Genomic DNA, 16,159 nt, shown 5'->3' with positions numbered 1-16,159 from the left:
ATTCATACACAGCATCCTTGACGGGTTCATGCACATTTCATTCCAAAACGGCTGGCGAAACTGAATTATAATGATAATAAAATAACAACAAAATCATAGATTTGTCCCTATTCAAAAATGATATGCCTGATAGCTGTAAATATACCTCAGTACTTTTAATTGATGATGATATAGACGATAGAATGATATTTGGTGAAGTATTAAAAGAATTGGCGCCAGATATTATTTACCATGAAGCTATAAACGGGGAAGATGCATTAATCAAGTTAAACAATCACCTGATACCTGATTTAATATTCCTGGACCTCAATATGCCAAGGGTAGACGGGAAACAGTTTTTGGCTGAAATACAACAGCTGAGTCACTTAAAGCATATTCCTGTAATCATCTATACCACTTCTTCTCATGAGTCAGACAAAAAAGAGACCCGTGAACTGGGCGCATCTTATTTTCTGACCAAGCCAAACAGCTTACACGAACTTACTCATATACTGACAGATATACTGCAGCAGAAGATGTTTTAAAAGAAAAAGCCTCACAAAGAATTGTGAGGCAGCTTTTCTACCATTGTTACTATTTTTAAACCCTCATATATGCGTGAGCATATGCTTTGTTGAGGTAAAGATGACTATTAATGTACTCTCAAGTGTTAACCCGTTCTTAACGACTATTGCATTATAATTTTTTCACGATTTCTTCCAGCCATCCGGGACTGCGAAAATCCAGTTTCACTTCCGGCTGAACACCTTTGTTATCAATACCTTGCCCCATAGCCACCCTGCGGGACCGGGTTACGGGGTAGTCAATCGAGAAGTCCGGCATAGTATATTTCACCACATTTACGTTCGCATAATCCAATGCTCCGGCAGAAGAGGTACCAAACAGCTTCACTTTTTTACTTTGCACCGCTTCCAGTAAAAATTGCTCTGCGGTATTACTGCACTTACCGTTAATAATCACTGCTACTTTAGCGGGAACGGGCAAAGGAGAAGGCAGGATCATGTTTTCATCCGGTCCCATACTTACCAGGCGGCCCTGCAAACCATCGCCCTGATGGATCGCATTCCGCAGCTGTTCCAGGTATTCATCCGGCAGCTTCCCTGCCTGTTCATCCAGCAGGTGGCTCCAGGATTTAATATTATCCGGAGTAGCATAAAAATCTGACCCGATAATTCTCACCGGCTGTGTGTACAGTAAAGGGCGGAGACGTTCTGTCAGTTTATCTGTACCGGCCCCGTTATCGCGGACATCGATTACCAGGTTGGTATTTTTCCGCAGGTACTCATCATTGGCGTTAAGCACGGAATCCATCTGGTAATAATCAGCCGCTTCAAAACTACCGATGCGCAGATAACCCGTGCTGTCATTCATCTGCCTGAAAAAGAAAGCCGCAGTGGGCATATCACCAAATGCAGGTATTTCCCGGGCAACAGGCGGGCGGGTGCTACCGGGTCGTTGCCAGCCAAGAGCAGACAATCCATCGCGTTGTTTATTGATAGTCACCGTATCAAAGTCAACCCGATGTTGCTGATAGCTGATAACATCGAACTTATCTGTTCCGCTGGCAGCCAATTCGAAGATCACCTCTCCGGGTTTCCAGTCAGGTACAGAGGATTCGAGGATCACTGCTGCATAACTGCGTAATCCACGGGGATTTTTTACCAGGGCAATCTTATAAAGATGGTTGGACTCGTAAATGCCGGCAACGGCTGTAACAGGCTGCTTTTGCAGCTGGTCCAGCTGTAGCTGGCTGAGTGTGATTTTTTCTACTACCGGCGTATAACCGATATGCAATGCAAGATGCTGATCTTTAAAAAAACGCAGGTACCTGTTGACCAGCAACAGGCAATGTGTGGCGCCCCTGATCGTAGCCGCCTGTAACTGCAGTTTCCCCACCATTGCGGCATAAGTTTGCTGGGTAACAGGAGTTACCTTGTCAATAAATCCTACATAATTTTTCCTGAGATAGACCTGTACGCTGTCAAATTTCTTCCTGCAATCACATTCCTGTGCATATACGACTGTATTGCACAGGAATAATAACAATACTGCTATTGCTTTCATGGCAAAGGATTTGGATGTTTCTGGCTGATAATAAATGGTCTTTAAATATAAATCTTCGGACGGAACTATTCAGAATTTATTTATCATCGTGGCCCATAATTAATAAATTACACGTCCTAATTAACAGCATATGCATTTAGACGAACTGGAAAGGCTGTACAATGAGCAGGCATATACCGAAGCAATAACGAAGCTGGAAATATACTTACAGGACAACCCCGGAGAAGCCCGGGGCTGGCAGCTGCTGGGCTTATCCCAGCTGGAAAATGCCAAGGCCACCGACAACCGTGACCTTGCCACCGCTATGTACGAAGCCGCTTACGAGGCGTTCAGCCAGGTGCTGAACCTGGAACCTACCCATACACAGGCAAGGGTACACCGGGCTTATATGGGCGCCAACGTAATGGCCGATAAGGGAGATGAAGCCATCAGCGATTGTGATATCCTGATTGCCGGTGGCGATGAGGAACTGACCACCAAAGCATTACTCTACCGGTTCCAGGTATGGGTACTGAAAAATGAAACAGAAAAGGCACTGGCCGATATGCATCGGAATCTGCAGGTATATGAGTCGCTCTACGCAGACGATTTACCACAGCTCAATGTAGCCAGGTTCCAGTGCTATACCCGCATTGGAGACGTATACTATCATACCGAAAACAGGCCAGCAGCACTCGGGTACTATAAGCTGGCATTTGACTGCACCGTATATAACAACCGGTTGCTGTCTACCACCTGGTTTGCACTCGATATGGCTGATTACGACTTTGCAGCGGCCATGCTGCAAATAATGATCAGCTCAGGGGAAAACACCAAAGACGAGATGCTACGCCTGCTCAAACATGTACAGCAACTGCTGACAGACGGCGTGCGTCATGCCGCACTGGCCAGGGAATTTTGTAAAGGTACCACTGAATTCTGGCAACAGTTTTTTGGAGAGGACGATGATGAAGGTACACTGGAACAGATTTCTACCGGCAAACGATATATCGCTCAGTATCCGGAAGAAGCTTACTTCTACCATTACACTGCGACGGCCTTTTTTAACATTGGCAGCTACCGGGAAGCGCTTCCCTGGTATGAAAAATCACTGGCCATCCGCCCTTACCCATTCAGCATTGTAAGATGGTATTACACCAGCTATAAAGTAACGGGACAATTCCCGGAGCAATGGCCGGACATTGAGCATAACGTACCCTACGACTGGTATGCAGCCGGTGTTATTTTCAGTGAAATTATACAGCTGGAAAAAGACAGCAGCGCAAAACAGTTTGCGATTCCATTGAAAAGATTTCTTTATAAGAAAGCCTTTGATATTTATCACGCGTACTGGTATGAAAATACCGGTAGCTCCTACGCCGGCCACCCACATCATTTTGCGATGTGCTGTAACAACTACGGCATTGCATTATATGAAGGCGGCATTTTTGTAGAAGCAGTACATGTACATACCATCGGTTATAATATGTCGCCCTTCTGGGAACAGCTGGAATCCAGGGCCGACGCGTATCACAGCATGGGTAAACTGGCAGAAGCTATTGACGACCGCAGCACCATACTCGAAAATTTCACAACCGTATTGCCCCTGACGTACTATGTATCTATTCATGAACGCATGATAGATGACCTTTGTACACTGGAGCGGCATACAGAAGCACTGGACCTGTACGAAAAAATACTGTCGGAATACAATAGCTGGATTGCCCGCGACATGGAAGAGTTGGAAGCGTACGACCGCAATACCATCACGTACAATATTGACCGTATTAAAACCGGTCGCGCCTTTATCAGAACCAATAGTGAAGACGATCTGTCAGAGCGTATACTGGCGTTGGAAAGCCACCTGGTAGAGAAACCGGATGACAGTGATGCTTACTTCAACCTGATGTACCTCTACTTTGATAATGCGCAATATGAACATTGTATTGGCGCTATCAACAATCGTATTTCCATCGGCGGAGTACCTCAACTACCGGTCATCTCACAAATGAAAATCTACTACTTCAGGGGAAAGGCTGCATTGAAACTGGGTCGGTATAAAGCGGCTATTGCTGATATGCAGCAAACACTGGAAATCATGGCTGCCGGCGATGCGGCAGACAATTCACCGAACTACCGGTTTGGGGTATACGCTTTTATCGCAGAAGCCTGGCTGGGTGAAAAGGAGTATGACGAATGTATCGCCTATGGTACCCAATGTGTGAACATATATGCCGGTAACAACTGGGCCTGGGACACAGAGGCATCCTCTATCAGGTACATTATGGCATTGGCTTACGAAGCAAAAGGAGATGTGAGCGCCTGTAAAAAGCTGATTGATCTGATCGTAGCCAGTGATCCCGGATTTCAGCCGGCAGCATCCAAAAAAAATCAACTGAGAGGAGGAGGATTATTTTCCTTTTTCAGAAAGAAGAAATAGAGAAATAGCTATTAGCTTTTAGCAAAAATGCAGCGGAGAACATAGTATATATGTTTATCTCCGCTGCATTTTTGCTAAAAGCTAAAGGCTAAAAGCTAATAGCTACATCGGCTTATTATAACTCACCATCCAGTGAATCCCGAACTTATCTGTCAGCTGACCATAGCGGTGTGCCCAGAATGTTTCCTGGATAGGCATTTGAATTGTTCCGCCTTCAGACAGTTTACTAAACAAACGATCTGCATCTTCAACAGAAGTTACGCCCAGTGCTAATTGTACAGAATCACCATTTACAGGAGGTGCTCCCACCATTCCATCAGAAGCCATCAGATCAAAACCGGGAGTTTGTAAATAAGCGTGCATGACAAGATCTTTCGCATCAGGAGGCATTTGATCTTTCATGGGAGAGTCGCCCATGGTCATGATCCTAAGATCGCCACCCAATATTTCATGATAGTAATTCATTGCTTCCCGACAGTTGTTGTTAAAAACGAGGTAGGCCGTTAATGTAGTAGACATAACAAATCTTTTTTAGGGTAAGAAATTGGAATTCAGGTGAATACTAAAGTTAACCAAAACCCGGCCTTCTTCAAATTAACTTATTAATACCTTGTTTCTTACCAGCAGGCAGGCCCCGATGATACCGGCGCGTTCTCCCAGACTTGACATTTTCAGCTTGGAGTCGTTGCTAACCAGGCTGAGGGAGTACTTCTTCATAGCGCTTTTGATGGGCAGGCGGATATGATCCTGCGTAGCCGCCAGGGCTCCGCCGAGAATCACCAGTTCAGGGTTAAAAATATTCATCAGCAAAGCTACTCCTCTCCCCAGGTTCTCTCCCACTTTAGCAATCAGCTCTATAGCCAGCATATCGTCATTGTTGGCGGCTTCAATGATATCGTGCAGGTGAATATCATCTGCCGACTGATGGGTACGGGAAAGCATGGAAGAGGATCCTGTGGCCAGCTTCTGGCGGAACATGTTTACCAGTGCCCAGCCGGAGGCTTCTGTTTCCAGGCAGCCTTTTTTACCACAGTGACAAATAATTTCATTGTCAAACATGGGAATATGCCCTACTTCCCCGCTATAGCCGGATTTACCGTAATAGAGTTCTCCGTTTATCAGCACGCCCATACCGATACCATAGTCCAGGTTCAGGAACAGCACATTACGTTCACCATTGACGAGGTCGGAGCAAAACTCGCCATAGGCCATGGCGCGGGAGTCATTCTCCAGGAAAACCCGGATACCTACTTTTGCAGCAATGACTTCGCTGAGCGGCTTTTCATCAAAATAAAACAAGCTATAGTTGTAGCCGGTAGCGTAGTTGATACGCCCGGCGATATTGATACCGATGCCGAGGATTTTTTCCCTGGGTACAGTGAGACCTTCAATAAAGTTATTGATGAGCAGGCATAACTGTTCCAGCGAAGCCTCTGTATTATCCAGTTCATATGGTAGGCCCTCTACCGTGGTGACCAGGTTTTTATGCAGATCCGACAAGCCCAGGTTGAGGTGGTCCTGTTTTACGTCCACCCCGATAAAGAAGGCCGAATCCGGCACCAGGCCATACAGATTCGGTTTGCGGCCGCCGGTAGACTCTATTTTGCCGTAATCCATTACCAACCCGTCTACAATCAGGTCATTAACCAGGTTGGTGACCTTAGGGGTGCTCAGGTTCAGTTCTTTACACAGATCTGCAATAGTAGCGTTGCCGGTATTAGCGAAATAGGCCAGGGCAGCCTTTTTCAGGTTGATATTTTTATAGGCTACACCGGTAGCACTTGCACTGTTTAGTTCTTCGAAAAAGGTTTTAGCCATAGCATCAGATAGACTTTTACAATAATTGCTCTCCAATTTAAGCAGCTTAATTCTAATTTTTTTTAAAATCAGCACAGAAAGATTGGTAAAGTTCTCTTATAAATGATTTTGTTAATTCGCAAAAAACAATACCTTTGCAATCCTTTTTGAGCTAAATAAACAGGTATTTTTGCCGCCTCCGGGCGCATATACTCTCAAAAAGGAAGTTCTTAAATTTTTTGCGGATGTGATGAAATTGGTAGACATGCCAGACTTAGGATCTGGTGCCGCGAGGCATGGGGGTTCGAGTCCCTTCATCCGCACATTTTGATTTTCGCCAGCTTGGGAAAATCATGCTTAATAATCCCCCTCCTTCAAAAGGCAAGTGCATGCCGGTTTTATTCTTACATTCTTTTATTTGTCAATGACGATGTGATCAATTTATCATGTTGAATGATTCGGGATCAGGTTGAAAACGGGGGAATATCTTTTTTCAATATTCTCTAAATATCAATACTATCCTGGTTATACATCCGGACGTCATCCCCGGATCAAGTCCACCTCAAGTCCACCTCAAGTCCACATCAAGTCCACATCAAGTCCACCTCTGCTGCACTGCTTCTATAGGTACTAAGCAGGTGTTAAGCATAGCATCGATATCAGCGATACAGCCTTTCGGGCAGCTGCCAGGCTTGGATCTGTAGCATTCTTCCTTTTAGATTGATTAACCTTTATGCTTAAAATTTACACTATCCCCCAGGTTTTCAACCTGATCCGTGATTGGTTGAAGCATGGCAAAGGTAGCGTAAACAGGAGGTAAACGGTCGTCGTTCTCTTGTGCTCATTTACAACAGAATTAGCCTGAAAACAGAATAAAATTAGCTATCTTCGCGCGATCATAAAGTTGAACGATATCTACAACTACCTGAAAATTAGTTGTTTATATTTGAAAAAGGTTAGATTAGGATACGGTACGAAAACGCGCGGATGTGGAGAAAGCGGTCAACAGGCCAGCGATAGGATCTACTGCTTCACAGCATGCGTTCCATCCACCCGCACATATAATATTATGTGGCAATGCGTCAATATGGCAACGTGATAATGCTATGCTCTCCCTCACTTTCATTGTCACTTCTGTCTTGTTCAGACACAGTTTCACCTGATTTTATTCAAAAAAAGTTTCCTGCCATTCCTACTTACCGTTGTGACTTCATGGCAGAAAAATAAACAAGGAATCATTATTGCTTCTTAAAGAACACTTTTATACAATTCAATTATGGCAACCGTTACGAGAGAAAACATTGGTTTATTGAACGATAAGATCACTGTGAAAGTGAGCCAGGAAGATTACCTTCCTAATTTTGACAAAGCAGTAAAGCAATTCAGCAAAAATGCGAACATACCAGGCTTCCGTAAAGGAATGGTACCTGCAGGCATGGTTAAGAAGATGCACGGTCAGGCTATCTTTGGTGATGAAATCCTGAAAACTGTTGAGAAAGAGTTGATGGGTTATGTACAGAATGAGAAGCTGGAAATCTTCGGCCAGCCGCTGTCTCTGGACAAAACAGCAAAAGATCTGGATTTCAGCAAACCTGCTGATTACGCCTTCGAATTTGAAGTTGGTCTGAAACCTTCCTTCGCTATTACTCCGCTTGAAACCAACAAAACCACCCTTACCAAATATAAAGTAGCCGTTACCGAAGAAATGGTAAACGACGAAATTCAGCGTTTACAGCTGAAAGGTGGTAAAACAACAGAACCTGAAACAATTACTTCAGAAGATAACGTGATTAACGTTAAATTCGAAGAAGCAGATGCACAAGGCAATGTAGTAGAAGGCGGTATTGTAAAAGAAAATGCGTTACTGGTAAAATACTTTTCACCTGCTATCCAGGCAGAACTGCAGGGTAAAAAGAACGATGACAGCATCGTATTCCAATTAGCTACCTCTTTTGATGAGCAGCGTCTGGGCTGGATCCTGAAAGATCTGGGCTTTGAAGCTACTGATAAAGAAGCAGCCAATAAATATTTCAAACTGACCATTACCAAAGTTGGTCTGATTGAGAAAAGAGAACTGAATGAAGAGTTCTTCAAAGAAGTTTATCCGGGAGATGAAATCACTACAGAAGAAGCTTTCCGCGCTAAACTGAAAGAAGAAATCGGAAAATACTGGGATTCTGAAAGCCGTAATCACCTTCACAACGACTTGTTTGAGGTACTGGTGCATGAAACGCCGATAGATTTACCAAAGGATTTCCTCAAACGCTGGCTGCAGGTAGGCGGTGAAAAACCAAAAACTGCGGAAGAAGCTGAAAAAGAATTCCCGAGTTTCGACCACCAATTACGTTGGACACTGATCAGCGATAAACTGGTTAAAGAAAATAAACTGGAAGTTTCTTTCGAAGAACTGAAAGAAAATGCCAAACAGAAAGTATTAGGCTACTATGGCGGCGCCGCTGCTGATGGAGCAGAATGGTTAGACAGCTACCTGGATCGCCTGTTACAGGATGAAAAATTTGTAGACCAGACTTACCGTGAAATGATCACTGCCAAGTTATTTGACTGGGCTGAAGCAAAGGTGAACGTGAAAGAAGAGGAAATCAAAGCAGAAGATTTTGTTAATTTACCTCATAAACATCACCATCATGAACATTAATAATGAATTTAGAAAATATGCCATCCAGCATCGGGGAATCAGCAGCCTGGTAGTAGATAGTTACGCTAAAAGCCACCAGTTAAACAGCCTGACTCCTTACATTCTTGAAGAGCGTCAGTTGAATATGCAACAGATGGACGTTTTCTCCAGGTTGATGGCTGATCGTATTATTTTCCTCGGAGACCCGGTGAACGACTACGTAGCAAACGTGATTACCGCGCAGCTGCTGTTCCTGGAATCTTCTGATCGTACCCGCGATATCCAGATGTACATCAACAGCCCTGGTGGTAGTGTGTATGCTGGTTTAGGTATCTACGATACCATGCAGGTAGTTTCTCCTGAAATCGCTACTATCTGTACCGGTATGGCGGCCTCTTTCGGCGCTGTATTACTGGTAGCTGGCGCTAAAGGAAAACGTACCGCACTGAAGCATGCCCGTGTAATGATTCACCAGCCTCATGGCGGTGCAGAAGGCCAGACTTCAGATATCGAAATCACTGCACGTGAGTTCGTTAAACTGAAAAAGGAACTGAACGAAATCATTGCTGGTCACTGCGGACAGCCGGTGAAAAAAGTAGAAAAAGACTCTGACCGTGACTACTGGATGACTGCGGATGAAGCGAAAGAATACGGCATCATCGATGACGTACTCCAGAAGAATCCAAAGAAAAATCTGGATACACCACAGTAAAAGCTTAAAGCTCAAGGCATAAAGCTCAAAGCTATCGTAGCGAATGATATAGCGGATTTTTAATACATATCGCTACAATCATTCGCTACGATAGCTTTGAGCTTTATGCTTTAAGCTTTACGCTAATAAGACTTATGCTTTCGGCTATTTAGTGTAAATTTGTAACCCTGCATTATCATTGCAGGCAATGACAGTTTCGTAGAAAAATAATCTATTCCGAAATGAAAGAATCAAAAATTCGTTGCTCCTTTTGCAGCCGCTCTAAAGAAGAAGTGCAGATATTGATAGCTGGCGCAGAAGGACACATTTGTGAAAACTGTGTAGCCAATGCGCAGGAAATAATTGACCAGGAGCTATTTCCTCCCGGCAAGAAAGCTGCTGCTGCCGTAGCGCCGAACTTCGCACCTAAAGTGTCCAAACCTATCGACATGAAAAAATTCCTGGACGAATATGTAATCGGACAGGATGATGCAAAGAAAATACTGGCTGTAGCGGTATATAACCACTACAAAAGACTCAATCAGCAAATAGGTGATGATGAAGTGGAAATTGAAAAATCCAACATCATCATGGTAGGTGAAACCGGTACCGGTAAAACTCTCCTGGCTAAATCTATCGCTAAACAATTAAACGTTCCCTTCGCGATTGTAGATGCCACCGTATTTACTGAAGCAGGTTATGTGGGTGAAGACGTGGAAAGTATCCTCAGCCGTTTGTTGCAGGTATGTAACTATGATGTGGAAGCTGCTGAACGCGGTATCGTTTACATCGATGAAATTGATAAAATTGCCCGTAAAAGCGATAACCCTTCCATCACCCGTGATGTAAGCGGAGAAGGCGTACAACAGGGTCTCCTCAAATTACTGGAAGGAACAGAAGTACTGGTACCTCCTCAGGGCGGTCGTAAACACCCGGAACAGAAACTGATCAAACTGAACACACAAAACATTCTCTTCATCTGCGGCGGCGCATTTGATGGTGTGGAAAGAATTATCAGCAGAAGAATACAGACTCATTCTATCGGCTTCACCGTTAACAAGGAAAAAGAAGAAGAAAACAGAAAACAGATCCTGCGTTACATTAACTCAACTGATCTGAAATCCTTCGGTCTGATTCCTGAATTACTGGGACGTTTGCCAGTGGTAACGTATCTGAATTCACTGGACAGAGATACCTTGAAACTGATTTTAACAGAGCCTAAAAACGCACTGGTAAAACAATACAAGAAACTGTTCAAGGTAGAAAATATTGACTTGCAGGTAGAAGAAGAAGCGATCGACTACATTGTAGATAAAGCAATGGAATACAAACTGGGTGCGCGTGGATTACGCTCCATCTGTGAAGTTGTGCTGAGTGAAGCCATGTATGAATTGCCCTCTGCCAATGAAACCACGTTTCATCTTACCAGGGAATATGCACAGTCAAGGCTGGAACAGTCTACCCTTGTGAAATTGAAAGTAGCATAACCATTACCGGTATTCCGGTATGGCTACACTATCTCTAATCATAAAACCTCTATTTATGCAGGAACTCATTCAGCAATTACAGGAAAAAGCCGGACTCACGCCCGAACAGGCAGTACAGTCCATTGATGTGATCAAAGAATATGTGAAAGGCAAATTACCTCCGTTTATTGCAGGTACAGTTGATAACTGGTTTGCAGGGATGTCAGATAAAGCCGACGGTAAAAAGGCTGGTCTGATGGATCAGGCAGGTGATTTTCTGGATAATGTAAAAGATAAGGCAGAAGATTGGGCGGAAGAAGCTAAGGATAAAGTGTCCGACTTCTTTAACAAAGATAAAAAGTAGTCATTCCAACGCTACAAGATAAAGGGATTTTCAGTTGAGTTGATTTACAAAATCAATCCTTCCGAAAATCCCTTTTTTTTCAGAGGGTTCGCAAATAAAGATACAAGGCTATCAACTCGTCATCCGTGTACTGAGCAGTCATTGTCCACGGCATATCTTTCACCAGCAATTGCTTTCCTTCCGGTGTTTTACCACTCCGCAATGCTGTAATAAATTCTTCTTTAGACCATTTCCCAACATGCCCCGTAGCGGTGATATTGGCCACCGGTGGTCCACCTGGAACAGGATTATCGCCACCTGTTAATGCGGCCTTATGACAACCCGTGCAGGAAGCAGATAAATACTTCCCATAGGCGGCTGTAGGCCCCTTTGCCACCTGGGCAGGCTGCTGATGATGATGATCAATATTTTCCGCAGGAAATAAGGGGATTTTGCCTAATACAGATAATACTTTTCCCATAGGTCCCATTTTCACGGGTATTGTTGGAGTGTCTATTTTAGGCTGTGCTTTACAAAAGGCAATTATAGCCGCTATATCGTGATCATCCATGAGGGTGAAGTCTTCGGAGGGCATGAGCAATAAAGTCCTGTTTTCGGCATTTAAACCATGCCGCATCGTCCTTAACCAGGCTTTGTTATCAAAACTCTCTGGTAAGCCTCCTTTTCCGTAGGTAATATTCCTACCCGCAATCCTGCCAATGGCCGGATCGTCTACAAAAATTTTGCCCCTCAGATCAACTCCGTGGCATACTCCGCAGCCCTTAATTTCATACAGATGTTTTCCTGCAGCAATAGTAGCAGTATCCCCTGGTATCGGAATTTCCCTTACCTGCACGGTATACTGCTTATTTACATGTTGGCGAAAAAGAAAGGAGAAAACAGCAAAAGCAATCAAAACGATAACAACTACACCAAACAGTATCCTGCCGGTCCATTTCAATATTCTGGAGAACATAACAATTGAGATAATTTCTAGGCAAAAGTAATAGGGATAAATATTACAGGTGTCAGTAGTTCTACTGAATTATGGAAGAATCATAACGTGGATTACAGGCTTTACATTTTACTAAGCGTCTTTATACGGGATAAACCAGTCAGACCCGGTATAGAAAAGCACCCGTATTACAGGGTGCTTCTCATTGCGTAAAAGTGTTTCAAATCTTTCTTGATTTTGTGTGTTAAGGTTGATAAACGGTAAAGAGTGATGAATTAACCCAAATTTAACGTTCCTTTTGCAATATTCAATAACACTAAAGGGGTAATATTATTTTATTTTGAAAAAATGATGAACGGCTTATAAAGCGTCTTTTTTTAAATTATAAAAATACATCTACTTCAATCTTGTCAGAATCAATTGCAAAATCGTTATTCTATCTTAGTGCTTCCCGGGCTATAACGATCTTTTGAATCTCTGAAGTTCCTTCCCCGATGGTGCATAATTTTGCATCTCGATAAAATTTTTCCACCGGAAAGTCCTTGGTATAGCCATAACCACCAAAAATCTGTACGGCGTCATTGGCGACCCTAACGGCGACTTCAGAAGCGTAATATTTGGCCATGGCGGCTTGTTGTGTCATCTTCACCTTACGGTTTTTCATGTCAGCAGCCTGCATTGTCAATAGCTCAGCAGCCTCAATTTCGGTGGCCATATCCGCCAGCTTAAAGGAAATACCCTGGAAGTTAGCAATGGGCTGGTCAAACTGATGGCGTTCTTTGGCGTATTTCAGCGCCGCATCCATCGCGCCTTTGGCTATACCCAGCGACAGGGCTGCAATAGAAATACGGCCACCATCGAGCACTTTCATGGATTGTATAAAGCCGTCTCCTTCTGCTCCCAGCATATTTTCTGCAGGTACCCTACAGTTGTCAAATATCATTTCCGCTGTTTCGGATGCACGCATCCCCAGCTTATTCTCCTTTTTGCCCCCGCTGAAGCCCGGTGTTCCCTTTTCTACGATAAAGGCACTCATCCCATGGCTATCGCGCACATCGCCTGTACGGGCAATTACAACGGCCACATCACAGCTTTTACCATGCGTGATCCAGCATTTGGTGCCGTTAATCACCCAGTCATTGCCATCCCTTTTAGCCACACATTTCATATTCATCGCATCTGAACCGGTATTGGGTTCTGTTAAGCCCCAGGCACCTATCCATTCGCCGGTAGCCAGTTTAGGCAGGTACCGCTGCTTCTGTGCTTCATTACCAAATTGCAGGGTATGACCGGTACACAACGAGTTATGTGCTGCCACACTTAATCCGATAGCGCCACATATACGGGATATTTCACTGATCACGGTTACATATTCCAGGTAGCCCAATCCGCTGCCACCGTATTCTTGTGGCACCAGTACCCCCATAAGTCCCAGCTCTCCCAGTTTTTTAAACACCTGCACAGGAAATTCCTGTTGMTCATCCCATTCCAACACATAAGGCAAAATATTTGTCTTTCCGAAATCCCGGATCATTTGTGCAATCTGTTGTTGCATTTCCGTTGGCTCAAAATTCATAAACGTGGGCTTTAATGTTTGATCTCAATGTAATGTTCAATTTTACGATAAATAATCTCATCCACCAACGGCAGGGCGCGAAGCTCTGCAATGCCCTTGAAACCCGCGTGGGTACTGCGATACTGCACAATTAAGTGGGCTAGTTTATAGCGTATGTATGGGTGAGCTGCCAAAGATTTTTCATCTGTGAGGTTGAGGTCTAGTTTTATTAGAGAACTATTACCGATCTGTAAGAAAGGTTGAATTTTTTGAAATACGGAATCCGCCAACCCATAGCATTCCCCTACCTGCTCCACCGCATAAAAGCCGCCTAACCGGTCGCGGAAGCTCACAATGCGCCTTGCAAAGCCGGGTCCGATACCCGGTAATGTTTGCCACGCGAGCGTGTCTGCAGTATTAATATCAATAACAGCCGGCGCTGCTTTCTTACGATAACGGGTAAACGAAGAATCGCTATTGCGCGGTGCGAAATTGTGGTAATCAGAGTCTTTATGGTATGGTCCGTGATGCCGGTCACCACCGGCTTTTTCATATCTCCCGAAATACCGCTCCTCTCTCCTCCCCGTTATCCGCACATATGGTATTAGCCGGGCGCATAAGGCAGGCGGCAGGCTATATATCTTCGCCAGATCAGCGGCCGTGCGGAAATGCCCACCATTAGCCAGGTATTTCGTAATGGTAACGGCGGTACGTTCACTGACGCCTAATTGCTGCCAGCCCCCTACCGATAAGACGTTGGGATCAAAATAAAATAGCGCTGCTGCCGGCTCTGCTGAAGCGGCATTATTTGTTTTCGGAATACCCGCTTCATAAGCCAGTACCGCTGCTTTTAAGTCGCTACTATCGGCAACGGGCATACGCCGCTGAAAAAAAAAAAACAGGTCAGGACTATAACAGGTCCCTATCATGAATACCACCAGTATTAATATGCCATAGCGCTCTTTTCTTGAAAAACGCAGGTATTCGCGGACAAAAGACTTCCACATGGGTCAACAAAAATTTGCCGCTAAACTAAGCAGCGGGCGATCGTCTTTTGTTAATAGAAATAAAATGGGCGTTAAATTTCCAGGCGCAGGCCATCATAAGCCAGGGCGKTTCCGGGAGGCAGTTCTTTAGATACTTCTTCATGCAATCCCAGCTGATGACTGATATGCGTGAAATATACTTCCGGCACTTCCAGTTCTTTACCCAGTGCGATGGCCTCTTCCAGGGTAAAATGTGAGATATGTGTTTCTTTACGCAGGGCGTTTAACACCAGTATTTTGGAGCCCCGGATCTTTTCTTTTTCTTCTGGTGCCACGTAGTTGGCATCCGTGATGTAAGTAAAATCATGGATCCTGAAACCCATAACCGGCATTTTATGATGCATCACATGTATAGGTGTGATGGTAAGTCCATTTACATCGAAAGGCTCATCTCCAATGGTTTTCAGATTTATTTCCGGAATGCCGGGATATTTAAATTCTGAGAAGGCATAAGGAAATTCACGTTTGATCACGCCCTGTGAAAATTCAGTGGCGTATATGTTAATAGCGGTTTTCTGGAAATAGTTGAATGCACGGATATCGTCCATGCCGGCAATATGATCTTTATGGGAATGGGTAATGAGCACAGCTTCCAGGTGGCCCACTTTTTCGCGAAGCATCTGGTAACGGAAATCAGGGGTAGTATCTATCACAATATTACCTGCTGGTCCGGTAATCATGATACTACTTCTTAAACGTTTGTCTTTTTTATCTGATGAGGAGCAAACTTCGCAACCACAAGCTATTACGGGGACTCCCTGTGATGTACCTGTTCCTAAGAATGTAACTTTCATCCAAAATCATTTGTCTGTTTAACCTATTCTGCTGTTTGTTCGGCTTCTGGCTCATCATCATCTGTCCCTGCTTCAGGGATAGGTTTGCTGGCCTGTATTTGTTTGTACAGTTTATGCGATTCCGCTGTCAGGACTTCTTCATCGAGCGGCAGAGTTGTTAAAATATCGATGAGGGTATTGATACGCCCTTCCAGGTTCAAAAATTTATTGATCACTACCACCTTCTTATGTTCCAGGATGCAGTAACCGGAGAGGAAACTACCTTTTTCGAAGCGCAGCACATATTTAGCCTCTTCAAAGATTTTTTCCAGCTTCGTCAGGTTATTAGGTGTGATTTTGATATTCATGGAGCAAAAATAATGATTTAGCTTTTAGCTTTTAGCCTTTAGCTTTT

General features: G+C 44.1%; 14 protein-coding genes and 1 tRNA gene. 7 read left to right on the top strand and 8 right to left on the bottom strand.

Annotated features, from left to right (window positions below; genetic code table 11):
* The first annotated feature begins 101 nt into the window (after positions 1–101).
* Positions 102–524 carry a response regulator gene (locus AC1DCV_RS32555; RefSeq protein WP_477027087.1) on the top strand — a complete coding sequence of 141 codons (423 nt, stop codon included), beginning with the start codon at positions 102–104 and terminating at the stop codon, positions 522–524.
* A gap of 151 nt (positions 525–675) precedes the next feature.
* On the opposite strand, the gene AC1DCV_RS32550 is transcribed toward AC1DCV_RS32555, so the two are convergent.
* A complete protein-coding gene (locus tag AC1DCV_RS32550; RefSeq protein WP_477027086.1) occupies positions 676–2,064 on the bottom strand; it encodes a S41 family peptidase in 1,389 nt (462 codons plus the stop codon).
* A 130-nt stretch (positions 2,065–2,194) separates the two neighbouring features.
* Here AC1DCV_RS32550 and AC1DCV_RS32545 point away from each other — a divergent pair, with 130 nt between their 5' ends.
* Entirely contained in the window at positions 2,195–4,483 is a 2,289-nt protein-coding gene (locus AC1DCV_RS32545) for a hypothetical protein (RefSeq protein ID WP_477027085.1), read from the top strand.
* A 102-nt stretch (positions 4,484–4,585) separates the two neighbouring features.
* Here AC1DCV_RS32545 and AC1DCV_RS32540 read toward each other — a convergent pair whose 3' ends face one another.
* Together AC1DCV_RS32540 and AC1DCV_RS32535 are read right to left on the bottom strand one after the other, a co-directional pair.
* Positions 4,586–5,002 carry a VOC family protein gene (locus AC1DCV_RS32540; RefSeq protein WP_477027084.1) on the bottom strand — a complete coding sequence of 139 codons (417 nt, stop codon included), beginning with the start codon at positions 5,000–5,002 and terminating at the stop codon, positions 4,586–4,588.
* A 75-nt stretch (positions 5,003–5,077) separates the two neighbouring features.
* On the bottom strand, positions 5,078–6,301 hold the full coding sequence (locus tag AC1DCV_RS32535) for an ROK family transcriptional regulator (RefSeq protein WP_477027083.1): 1,224 nt from the start codon (positions 6,299–6,301) through the stop codon (positions 5,078–5,080).
* A 220-nt stretch (positions 6,302–6,521) separates the two neighbouring features.
* On the opposite strand from AC1DCV_RS32535, the gene AC1DCV_RS32530 reads away from it, so the two are divergent.
* The 5 genes from AC1DCV_RS32530 (at position 6,522) to AC1DCV_RS32510 (ending at position 11,436) form a co-directional block, all read left to right on the top strand.
* A tRNA-Leu gene (locus AC1DCV_RS32530) sits at positions 6,522–6,603 on the top strand.
* Between the two features lie 953 nt (positions 6,604–7,556).
* On the top strand, positions 7,557–8,936 hold the full coding sequence (tig, locus tag AC1DCV_RS32525; RefSeq protein ID WP_477027082.1) for a trigger factor: 1,380 nt from the start codon (positions 7,557–7,559) through the stop codon (positions 8,934–8,936).
* Positions 8,926–9,627: an ATP-dependent Clp endopeptidase proteolytic subunit ClpP gene (clpP, locus tag AC1DCV_RS32520; RefSeq protein ID WP_211973853.1), complete on the top strand. Its 702-nt coding sequence runs from the start codon at positions 8,926–8,928 to the stop codon at positions 9,625–9,627. Before tig ends, clpP begins: the two co-directional genes overlap by 11 nt.
* A gap of 221 nt (positions 9,628–9,848) precedes the next feature.
* On the top strand, positions 9,849–11,093 hold the full coding sequence (clpX, locus tag AC1DCV_RS32515; RefSeq protein ID WP_441576528.1) for an ATP-dependent Clp protease ATP-binding subunit ClpX: 1,245 nt from the start codon (positions 9,849–9,851) through the stop codon (positions 11,091–11,093).
* A gap of 55 nt (positions 11,094–11,148) precedes the next feature.
* On the top strand, positions 11,149–11,436 hold the full coding sequence (locus AC1DCV_RS32510; RefSeq protein WP_477027081.1) for a hypothetical protein: 288 nt from the start codon (positions 11,149–11,151) through the stop codon (positions 11,434–11,436).
* 79 nt (positions 11,437–11,515) lie between these two features.
* On the opposite strand, the gene AC1DCV_RS32505 is transcribed toward AC1DCV_RS32510, so the two are convergent.
* The 5 genes from AC1DCV_RS32505 to AC1DCV_RS32485 form a co-directional block, all read right to left on the bottom strand.
* The gene (locus tag AC1DCV_RS32505; protein WP_477027080.1) at positions 11,516–12,391 is read right to left on the bottom strand and encodes a c-type cytochrome; all 876 of its coding nucleotides are present in this window, start codon (positions 12,389–12,391) and stop codon (positions 11,516–11,518) included.
* A gap of 415 nt (positions 12,392–12,806) precedes the next feature.
* Positions 12,807–13,946 carry an acyl-CoA dehydrogenase gene (locus tag AC1DCV_RS32500; protein WP_477027079.1) on the bottom strand — a complete coding sequence of 380 codons (1,140 nt, stop codon included), beginning with the start codon at positions 13,944–13,946 and terminating at the stop codon, positions 12,807–12,809.
* A gap of 11 nt (positions 13,947–13,957) precedes the next feature.
* Positions 13,958–14,932, bottom strand: coding sequence for a ComEA family DNA-binding protein (locus tag AC1DCV_RS32495; RefSeq protein WP_477027078.1), 975 nt, complete (start codon positions 14,930–14,932; stop codon positions 13,958–13,960).
* A gap of 71 nt (positions 14,933–15,003) precedes the next feature.
* Entirely contained in the window at positions 15,004–15,765 is a 762-nt protein-coding gene (locus tag AC1DCV_RS32490; protein WP_477027077.1) for an MBL fold metallo-hydrolase, read from the bottom strand.
* A 23-nt stretch (positions 15,766–15,788) separates the two neighbouring features.
* Complete coding sequence (locus tag AC1DCV_RS32485; RefSeq protein WP_477027076.1) at positions 15,789–16,112, bottom strand: hypothetical protein; 324 nt, start codon at positions 16,110–16,112, stop codon at positions 15,789–15,791.
* Positions 16,113–16,159: the final 47 nt, after the last annotated feature.

Source organism: Chitinophaga sp. 10T418 (genome assembly GCF_056394125.1).
The sequence above is the reverse complement of the archived record's forward strand: the minus strand, read 5'-3'. Positions and strand labels throughout refer to the sequence as shown.

What these genes read in the sequence shown, in the direction of transcription:
- AC1DCV_RS32550 (WP_477027086.1), bottom strand. Translation starts at nt 2,064, where the DNA reads ATGAAAGCAATAGCAGTATTGTTATTATTCCTGTGCAATACAGTCGTA.
- AC1DCV_RS32545 (WP_477027085.1), top strand. Translation starts at nt 2,195, where the DNA reads ATGCATTTAGACGAACTGGAAAGGCTGTACAATGAGCAGGCATATACC.
- AC1DCV_RS32540 (WP_477027084.1), bottom strand. Translation starts at nt 5,002, where the DNA reads ATGTCTACTACATTAACGGCCTACCTCGTTTTTAACAACAACTGTCGG.
- AC1DCV_RS32535 (WP_477027083.1), bottom strand. Translation starts at nt 6,301, where the DNA reads ATGGCTAAAACCTTTTTCGAAGAACTAAACAGTGCAAGTGCTACCGGT.
- tig (WP_477027082.1), top strand. Translation starts at nt 7,557, where the DNA reads ATGGCAACCGTTACGAGAGAAAACATTGGTTTATTGAACGATAAGATC.
- clpP (WP_211973853.1), top strand. Translation starts at nt 8,926, where the DNA reads ATGAACATTAATAATGAATTTAGAAAATATGCCATCCAGCATCGGGGA.
- clpX (WP_441576528.1), top strand. Translation starts at nt 9,849, where the DNA reads ATGAAAGAATCAAAAATTCGTTGCTCCTTTTGCAGCCGCTCTAAAGAA.
- AC1DCV_RS32510 (WP_477027081.1), top strand. Translation starts at nt 11,149, where the DNA reads ATGCAGGAACTCATTCAGCAATTACAGGAAAAAGCCGGACTCACGCCC.
- AC1DCV_RS32505 (WP_477027080.1), bottom strand. Translation starts at nt 12,391, where the DNA reads ATGTTCTCCAGAATATTGAAATGGACCGGCAGGATACTGTTTGGTGTA.
- AC1DCV_RS32495 (WP_477027078.1), bottom strand. Translation starts at nt 14,932, where the DNA reads ATGTGGAAGTCTTTTGTCCGCGAATACCTGCGTTTTTCAAGAAAAGAG.
- AC1DCV_RS32485 (WP_477027076.1), bottom strand. Translation starts at nt 16,112, where the DNA reads ATGAATATCAAAATCACACCTAATAACCTGACGAAGCTGGAAAAAATC.